This is a genomic window from Bradyrhizobium sp. 44 (assembly GCF_023073095.1).
GTDB lineage: Bacteria > Pseudomonadota > Alphaproteobacteria > Rhizobiales > Xanthobacteraceae > Bradyrhizobium.
The window spans coordinates 1-9,083 of record NZ_JADPIY010000007.1; the positions used below are offsets into that span (position 1 = coordinate 1).

Consider the following 9,083-nt stretch of genomic DNA (forward strand, 5'->3'; position numbering starts at 1 on the left):
CAACGAAGGCGTCGATCACGCGAACCGGATTGTCATCTGCAACCCAGTCGTCCAGGCATTCCGGCAACAAAGTAGATTGCCCGCGATCAGCTCCTTGAACGAAACGAGCCATGCCAGCCCCCGCCGATTCAGTGCGGGAATCATAGCAGGCACGGCGTTTTCACACAGCCAGGGTCACTTGCAGGCGTCGCAGCCATCTTCCAGCTTGGTCCGTTCTCACCCGGCAAGCCGACCTCGCTGCGGTTGAGAGATCGCACCGAAGCGACCAGCAGATCGGGACCTCCACTCCTTGTGTGGTAGTCACCAGCGTTGGCCGGCAGCGCTCTGCCCCTCAAAAGTCCGAGGGCACTTGCCGCGAAAATTAACATGCCGGAATCCCCAGGCCGACAAAGCCGGGCTAGGGTGTTGTTTTCGGTTGGGGGCCCGTCATGTCCGACCTGGAAACCACCGCGCGTTCGCGCGTGGTCCGTGATGAAGTCTGCGAAAGCTTGTCGCACGGCGAGATCGTGGACGTACGCTCGTCGCATCGGATATCCTAGAGGCTGCCGCCAATGGCGAGGTTTCTCCCGAGGGCCTCAGGCAGGTCGGCCGAGACGCCCTGTCCCGTGCACCCACGATGTGGCGCTGATCGGGAGCGGGCGTGAACTTCCAGGTGACGGTCCGCAAGATCCTGGTGAGCTATCCGGAGGGATTCGCGGTTATGGAGGACCTCAAGCGCGACATGGCGATCCTGGCGACCAGTGGCCGCGAATGGGCAGACCGGACCAAGCGCCTCGCCGCCCGAGTACCGGGTCTCGACATCTTCTCACACGGGCTGGTTCGCATCAGCGGCGGCTGGAAGATCACGGCCAACGGACGTGCGGTTCTCGACTTCATGGAAGCCCGACACGCTGTGCCCTTCTACGTTTCGCCGACGTTAGAAAGCGCGAAGGCCGCGAGCAAGCCGACAACCACGAGCACGCCGGCCAGCTTCTGTTCGCCTTCGACAGCTTCCGGCACCATGGTGTTCACCACCATCGTGAGAAGAGCGCCCGCGGCTACAGCACTTACGGTAGCAACGACCTGAGGAGCAGCACCGCCCAGGAAAGCTGCTCCAGAGGCGGCTGCAATTCCCGAAAGGATGGTGATCGCGCCCCAAAGTCCAAAGATATAGGTAGCCGACCGGCCAGCGGCCCGCATGCCGAGCGCACTAGAAAGCCCCTCCGGGAAGTTGGACAGAAAGATAGCGGCGAGCATCGCGATGCTGATGCCCTTTCCGCTCAACAGCCCCAAACCCAGGACAATGCTTTCCGGAATACCGTCGAGAAGTGAGCCCACGGCAATCGCCAAGCCTCCGCCTTCGCGGGCGTTGACCTGCTGGCCGCCTGACCGCTTGCGCGAGCGCGCTCCTCGTCGAGAGACTGCCCAATCGGAAAGAGCATAGGCGGCAGAGCCAGCGATCGCACCCGCAATGATGGGCCAGATACCCCCTTCCTGGTATCCGTCCTCCAGAAGGTCATAGGCCACGGCCGAAATCAGCACACCGCAGCCGAAAGACATGATGCCTGCAGTAACGTAGCGAGGCATCCTGAATACGAATGCGACCGCTGCTCCCAGGAGCAATGATGAGGCCCCAAGCAGCCCCCAAAGACCCGCAGTAAGCCAGATGGGCATCGGAGCTACCGCTACTTTTCGGGGCGTAGCGAGGGCGAGGTCTGGCGAGGTGCTTTTTCCTCTTTTCTATGAAGCTTCTTCGGAGAGATGGCTTGGCGCTTCAGAGCGGACGCCAGTGCTCTCGCTACCTCGCGGGCGATCTTGCCCGCGCTCATTGTGCGTGCGCCATTTGGCAATGCTCATTCCTCCTGTTGCCGAAGGCCGCATGCCGCAACACTCGCATGCTTGGCCGTTCCGGTTGAGCCTCTCCACTTCGTTGCGAATCCCAAGCTCTGTCTATCCCCCGCTTGCAAAGCCCGGGAAAAGCATCATGCCGCCGTCGATGAACAAGGTGGTGCCAACGACGTAGTCGGCCGCATCTGAAACCAGCCAGGCGACCGCTTGGGCGACATCGTTTGGCTCACCGATGCGTCGATAGGGGACCAGCGTCATCAGGCTGTCGTAGGCTTCCTTGGTTTCCCAGGCGGGTCGGTTGATCGGGGTACGGATGGCTCCAGGAGCGATGCCATTCACCCGGATCGCGAGCGGAGCAACTTCCTGCGCCAGGCTTCGCATCATCTGCATGACGCCGCCCTTTGAGGCTGCATAGTTCTCATGACCCGCCCAAGGGATCTCCTGATGGACGGAGCTCATGCAGACGAGTTTGCCCGCTGCCGCTGACACGTTCTTCACTACACCTCGTCTCTTGAACTCACGGATCGCTTCTCTGGCGCAGAGAAATTGGCCGGTGAGATTGACGCCGATGACCTTGTTCCACTGTTGGAGCGTCATCTCGTGAAACGGCGCATCACGCTGCAATCCGGCATTGTTCACCGCGATGTGCAGCGTTCCAAAGTGACCTATAGCGCTGGAGAACATCGACTGGACGTCCTCCTCGTTGCTGACGTCGGCCTTGATAGCGATCGCCTTCCGGCCAAGCGCTTCGACTTGATGGGCCACATCGTCCGCTGCTTGTGGGTCGACCACGTAGTTGACAACTACATCAGCGCCAGAGGCCGCGAGCCCAAGGGCCACCGCGCGCCCGATTCCCGAGTTCGCTCCCGTCACCAGCGCAGGCTGCCCTTCCAGCACGACTGGAAAGCGAACCGGACCTTGAGGTCGCGCCTCCGGACCGGCTGAGGCAGCAGCATCAATCGGCTTCTCTGTCATACTTGCCTCCTCGTGGTGCCCTTACTTTCCTGCTCCTTGCTCGGAAGCGCTTTCTTGCCACCGCGATGCTCGGAAGGCTTTTCGCGGTGAGTGAGATTATGAGCGGTGTTCACCAGGGCGATGTGAGAGAAGGCTTGGGGGAAGTTGCCGACCAACCGATTTCGCTCTGTGTCGTACTCTTCCGACAGCAGCCCGACGTCATTGCGCAGAGTAAGAAGACGCTCGAACAATGCCTTGGCGTCAGCATCGCGGCCGATCAGGTGATAGGCATCCGCGAGCCAGAAGCTGCAGGCCAGAAACATCCCTTCGCCAGGCGGCAGGCCGTCCTTGGCCGCCTTAGTATCGTATCGCTGCACAAAGCCGTCCTTGAGCAACTCGCGTTCGATAGCTTCAATGGTCGAGATCACCCGCGGATCTTCGGGCGGCAAGAAACCTATCGCCGGGATCAGCAGCAGGGATGCATCGAGCTGGGACTCACCGTAGACCTGAACGAAGGACTTCCGCTGTTCATCGTAGCCGCGTTGGCAGACATCTTCCTGAATGGCGGCGCGCTGCGCTTTCCAATCGTCCACGGGACCGTGCATCCCGAACTCGTCGGCCGATTTGATGGCGCGATCGAAAGCGACCCACGCCATTATCTTCGAGTAGGTGAAGTGCTTGGCGCCGCCTCGCACTTCCCAGATACCTTCATCCGGCTCTGTCCAAATTCCTTTGAGATGATCGAGGAGGGCACATTGGATTGCCCAGGCTCGCTTGTTCTCGCGCAGGCCGCCGCGGCGCGCCTGGTATAAGGCGTCCATCAACTCGCCATAGACATCAAGCTGAAGCTGAGTGTGGGCCGCGTTCCCGATACGCACAGGTTTTGAGTTCTCGTATCCCGACAGCCAGGGCACCTCCCACTCGGTCAACCTGCGCTCGCCTGTAACCGCGTACATGATCTGCAGCTGGTTCGGGCTTCCCGCCACCGCGCGGATGAGCCAGTCTCGCCAAGCGCGCGCCTCGTCGTAGTAGCCGGCCCCCATCAGAGCCAACAGCGTTAGCGTGGCATCGCGGACCCAGCAGAAGCGATAATCCCAATTGCGAGAACCGCCAATTTGCTCTGGAAGCGAGGTTGTGGGCGCAGCGACAATCCCGCCGCTGGGTCCAAACGTCAGTGCCTTGAGAGTTATGAGAGATCTCAGAACCTGGTCCGAATAGGGCCCCGCCGCTTCACAGCGGCTGGACCAATCGCGCCAGAAACTTTCCGTACGATCCAGGAGAAGCGACGGATCGCCAGGATCCGCTGGATCTTCATACGATGTCTGATAGGAGAGAACGAAGGCAACACGTTGGCCCTGTCCGACGGAGAACGCGCCGACTGTCTTCATCGATTTGCCGTGCAGCGGCACCCCCGTTCTTAGCACCAGCATGGACGCTCCCGCGACCAAGCTGACCGCGCCATCCTCCAGGCGGCTCACCCAGGGTACACTGACCCCATAGTCGAACCGTGCGACCAGTTCGCTCCGCATCTCGACGGATCCTTCAAGGCCCTCAACGATCCTGACGACCTTCGACACGCCAGTCTTCGGCGGCATGAAGTCGAGGAGACGCGCGCGGCCGGTTTTAGTCGCGAAGACGGTCTCCAGGATCAGCGTGCCCGGTAGGTAGCGACGTTCGTTCGTATATCCGTCGACCGGGCGAAGGCTCCAGTATCCGTTTTTCTCGTCTCCCAGGAGCCGCCCGAAGCAGCTATCGGAATCGAACCGCGGGAAACAGAGCCAATCGATTGAGCCGTCGCGCCCGACCAGTGCGCCGGTCTCGCAATCGCCAATAAGCGCGTAATCTTCGATCCGGGCCATCAGGACACCCTTGGTGGTCAATGGAAAGCCGCGCCCTCCAGTTCCGCGTTCAGGTGGTCCCGAGCATGTACTTTCGTCTAGAGCGCTGGCAACGCGGAAACAGAAGGGATGGTATCAGCACCGCGCCGTATCGCCGCCGTAACAGGTCCGCCGGCCCTCATCACTCCCAGCACCCGCATTCGAATGGAGAGCCCGTTTCCGCCGACGAGAGAACACGGCGTTTGAGGCGTGCCTGGCAGCACCGACGAGTAAGCAGGCCTCTAGAGAGCGTACAGGAGTCCTAGGCGCGGGCGTCCAGACTATCGAGACGCTTGCGGAGAAATGCCAGCACCATGATCTCGTCGGAAGTGAGCTTGGCGTGCTGGCGTTTGAATTTTTGCGCGATCTTGCCTTCAATCATCTTCACGAGGTCACCGGACACGTAGGCGTTCAGGATTTCCGGGTGCACGTAGCACTTGCGGCAGATTGCCGGTGTATTGCCGAGCTGCTTCGAGACGCTCTCAATCGCGGCGACGACGTTGCGCTTCGCCTCGGCCTGGCTATCGTACTTCTTGAATTCGGCCAGAGCCAACGCCGCCAGAACCGTCCCCGCCCAAGTCCGAAAGTCCTTGGCGCTGAAATCCGCGCCAGTGATGTCCTTGATGTAGGCGTTTACGTCGCCGGAATCGACGGTACGCGGCTGCCCGTCGTCGTCCAGGTACTTGAAGAGCTCATGTCCCGGGATCTCCGCGCAGCGCTTCACGATCGCGGTAATCCGCCTGTCCTCGACGCGAAGCTTCCATTGTTTGCCCGACTTGCCCGTGAAGTCGAATCGAAGGACGCCGCGGCCGACCGCAACATGCTTTCGTCGCATCGTGGTGAGCCCGTAGGATTTGTTCTTCTCGGCATACTCGGCGTTGCCGACCCGGATCAAAGTCTTCTCCAGAAGGCTGACGATCGTGGCCAGAACCTTCTCGCGAGGCAGTCCTTCCAGCTTCATGTCGGCCGCGACACGGTCGCGCAGCGCGGGCAGCGCGGCAGCGAACTGGACGATGTGTTCGTACTTGTTCTGGTCGCGCAGCTCGCGCCATTTCGCGTGGTAGCGGTACTGCTTGCGGCCCCGCGCATCGAGCCCCGTCGCCTGGATGTGGCCGTTCACCGAGGGGCAGATCCAGACGGATTCGTAGGCCGGCGGGATACCGATGGACTTGATGCGTCGGATGACGGCGGCATCGGTGATGCGCTTCCCGTCCTTATCGTAGTAGCTGAAGGTCGTACCGGTCCGCTTGCGCGTGTAGCCGGGCGCGGAGTCGCTGACATACCGAAGCCCTTCTTCCGCGATGGTGGCCGCCACTTCGGCAGTGCGGTCCAGAACCTGTTCTTCGTTGCCGGTCTCTCGGAGCATGGGCCTGTCCCTCGGAAGCACCCTGAGATCGAGGCTCCACTCCTCGTAAAGGGATGAAGACACCGGTTGGTTCCGTTCTGAGATCGGTGGATGCGAGGTGGAGGCCGGACCGGTTCCTTCGACAAGGCGCAGCGCGTCGTTAAGCGGCGTAGATTAGTTTCAGACAATCGCCACAAAGTTTACCGACACGCTCCTCCACAGCCAGTCTCCACGAAAGCTTCCATGTCCCGTTATCCACTCGACGTCTTGCGCCGGCGCTATGTCATCGAGAAAAGACCGCTCGAGACTAGTGTCGAGCAGATCTTGCGGGCCGACACCCGCGCGGGAGCCCGTGCAATCCTGGCTTCGATCGACAAGCGGCGTTTCGAAAACAGGTCCGAAGGACAGCGCCTCCGGAAGATCCTCAGTTTCGAAACCTCTCTCTGGGAGAGCGGCCTTCAGGCCGTGGCAGGCGTGGACGAAGCTGGAATGAGCCCTCTCGCCGGGCCCGTCTCCGCTGGCGCCGTAATACTGAAACCCGGCACGCGAATAGTCGGAATCGACGACTCGAAAAAACTCGATGCCGCGGCTCGCGAAGAACTCGCGAAGGAAATCAAGGCAAAGGCAGAGAGTTGGTGTGTGGCGTTCGTCGAGGTCGAGGAAATCGACGAAATCAACATTTATTGGGCAGGCATCCAGGCCATGCAGCGCGCGGTCCGGGCGCTGGGGTTGGCGCCGCAACACCTGCTGATCGATGCGAAGCGGTTGAAGGAAATCGATATCCCTCAGCAGGCCATCATTAAAGGTGACTCCAAGTCCGCCAGCATTGCGGCCGCCTCCATCCTCGCGAAGGTCGAGCGCGACGCGGTCATGCGGACGCTCGAGGTGCGTCATCCCGGCTACGGCTTCGCGGATCACAAGGGCTACCCGGTGCCGGCTCATTATGAGGCGCTCGCGAGGCTTGGCGCTTGCCCAGCTCACCGGCGGTCGTTCGGACCAGTACGCAAGGCTCTGGGGTTGCCGCCCCTGCCGCCGTGGCCTTCGGCGTCCGAGCGCGCTGCCAGCTGAACTCCGAGGCGCACGCTGCGGCTCGGCGGCGCTACTTGCGCGGCACCTTATTTTCGCGGACGACGTCCGTGGCTTTTTTATCGGACCGCAGGCCGAGATAGACCGGCTGGCGCAGTTCGCCCTTGCTGGTCCACTCCGCGAACTTCACTTTCATACCTTTCCGCTGCCGGTTCGAGCCGGATCAATTCGCGGATTGTCTCGCAGGACGTGCAGCGGGGGAGGCGGAAGTTGAGATCGTGCATGGATGATCAGGAAATTACTTAGTCCCAACGCCTGCCATCATAACCCGTACTCTGGTCCTTGCAGTTCAGGCGCCGTAATCAACTTCAACTAGATCAGGCTCCTTCGACAGGAAAGTAGTCCAGGGATCGAATTGCGAGCGAACGGCAGCGCCGTGCAGTGGTAGCGCCAATTGAAGATCGGCCGTCTTCGTCAAAATTTGCGGAAAACTGGGGGACCGGTCATATGTCGGCGCGAAGACCGGGTCGCCTTTTTTGCGGAATTAATGTGTTATTCGAGGAAGAAGGCGCAATCTTTTTGCGACTCGCGCTTATATGGTGCCTGGTCGCAGCCGCCTGCGACCAGGCGGCCGGGCGCCATGGTCTTCCTGCAACCCCAGGGCCACTGGATGCTCGGCCGCTGCACGTAACAGTGGGCGGTCAGAGTAGGCAACACCGCCTCACGTCATTCCTGCGCGAAGCCGAAGACCTGAGACTTAAATGTCACGCATGGCGCGCGGCGAACCGTCAGACAGAAGGCAGCGAGCGAGGAGATCTTTCGAGGGCTGCTTGCGGAGGATGAATATTGTCGGTGCTGACAAGAGCGCAATCCTCGCACCTAAACAGCCAGGACCTCGCATGTTCGCCCAAAAACCTCATCGGCTGTAAGCAAAGGTCGCACTTCCGAACCGGCTTATTGCCGCCCGCTTCTGTGAAAATGAACTTCATGTCCAGCCCCCCTGGCTCAGCATACGAATCTGATTCGCGGGAAAGTTAAAGAGATCGCGCCGCTACAGTTCGCGATTCATCTCGGGGGGGGGGGCCTGTTCTTCACCTTGACCCAATGCTTCTGCCGGCCGCCTCGGTAAGGCCGGTCGCGGTGCTTCGAGACCAGCCCCTCCAGGCGGCCCATGCGGCAGGCAGCACCGCCAATATCGCCGCGCTCGAATGGCGCCACTGTGATCACGCCGTCGATGACGAAATGCTTCTGCCCAGCTGGCACACGTTATGACTGCTCCTCGACCTATAATGGCAAGCAGTCCTGCGGCTGCCGCTAGGCGGTTTGAGATGAGGCCCGCCGGTATCAAGCCGACGCGCCTTCTCGTTACGAGAAGCAAGCGATGATGGCGAGAACCACGTCCGGGCCCAGCTCACCCGAATACGTCGCGAAGATAAATCCGGCACCAGCAACAAGCGCAATTGCTTTGAGCGTGATCATTTTGAAATCCCCTCGTTTATAAGCGGAGGTTAGAACCGGACCATTTCGGGAATGCTTCGCGGAAAGCGGCAAACGGTTTCGTTCACGAGGCGTTATCGGGAAGCCGCTGGCGACATGACGCAAAAGGGCCACAGCACCTTTCGACGCTGCGGCCCCGCCGGTTAAATAAACAGGTGAAATATGGACCAGCCCCGGCCTTGGCGAGGCTATGCCCCTATGTTTCTGGCGCAACATAAATCGTTGTTTCCATTAACGGAACTGGCGGACTGTTGCAGAATGGATGACAGCCAATCTGACATGGACAGCAGTCTTGGCCGATGCATCCGCGGGGGCGTTACGGTTCAATAGCGCGAATTCGGTCTTTCTCTGCGATTACTCCGAAAAGTTGAATTTAGGACACATTCATAGAACCTAATGCGCAAGAGCCTCACCGGCTTAGTGCTCTTGCCAGCCCCGGAGTGCTACGTTGGATGCATTGCCCGCCCGCGTTTATGCGAGCGGTTGCTTCCAGCCCCAGAGGCCGCCTTAGTCGGCGGCCTCTTTCACTCATCCCTCTTCAGCTTGCGATGACTCCA

6 protein-coding genes and 1 pseudogene are annotated in these 9,083 nt (G+C 60.5%); 2 read left to right on the forward strand and 5 right to left on the reverse strand.

Annotated features, from left to right (window positions below):
- Positions 1-640: 640 nt before the first annotated feature.
- Complete coding sequence (locus IVB41_RS02025; protein WP_247426202.1) at positions 641-1,066, forward strand: hypothetical protein; 426 nt, start codon at positions 641-643, stop codon at positions 1,064-1,066.
- A gap of 863 nt (positions 1,067-1,929) precedes the next feature.
- Here the strand turns inward: IVB41_RS02025 and IVB41_RS02030 are convergent.
- The 3 genes from IVB41_RS02030 to IVB41_RS02040 all read right to left on the reverse strand — a co-directional run bounded on the left by IVB41_RS02030 (position 1,930) and on the right by IVB41_RS02040 (position 6,024).
- A complete protein-coding gene (locus IVB41_RS02030; RefSeq protein ID WP_247426204.1) occupies positions 1,930-2,802 on the reverse strand; it encodes an SDR family oxidoreductase in 873 nt (290 codons plus the stop codon).
- Complete coding sequence (locus IVB41_RS02035; RefSeq protein WP_407062469.1) at positions 2,799-4,640, reverse strand: glycoside hydrolase family 15 protein; 1,842 nt, start codon at positions 4,638-4,640, stop codon at positions 2,799-2,801. Before IVB41_RS02035 ends, IVB41_RS02030 begins: the two co-directional genes overlap by 4 nt.
- A 280-nt stretch (positions 4,641-4,920) precedes the next feature.
- Positions 4,921-6,024 carry a DNA topoisomerase IB gene (locus IVB41_RS02040; RefSeq protein ID WP_247426206.1) on the reverse strand — a complete coding sequence of 368 codons (1,104 nt, stop codon included), beginning with the start codon at positions 6,022-6,024 and terminating at the stop codon, positions 4,921-4,923.
- A gap of 222 nt (positions 6,025-6,246) precedes the next feature.
- On the opposite strand from IVB41_RS02040, the gene IVB41_RS02045 reads away from it, so the two are divergent.
- Positions 6,247-7,071, forward strand: coding sequence for a ribonuclease HII (locus IVB41_RS02045; protein WP_247426208.1), 825 nt, complete (start codon positions 6,247-6,249; stop codon positions 7,069-7,071).
- 31 nt (positions 7,072-7,102) lie between these two features.
- On the opposite strand, the pseudogene IVB41_RS02050 reads toward IVB41_RS02045, so the two are convergent.
- A pseudogene (locus tag IVB41_RS02050) lies at positions 7,103-7,222 on the reverse strand (DNA ligase); the annotation flags it as partial.
- A 1,172-nt stretch (positions 7,223-8,394) separates the two neighbouring features.
- A complete protein-coding gene (locus tag IVB41_RS02055; protein WP_247426211.1) occupies positions 8,395-8,742 on the reverse strand; it encodes a hypothetical protein in 348 nt (115 codons plus the stop codon).
- Positions 8,743-9,083: the final 341 nt, after the last annotated feature.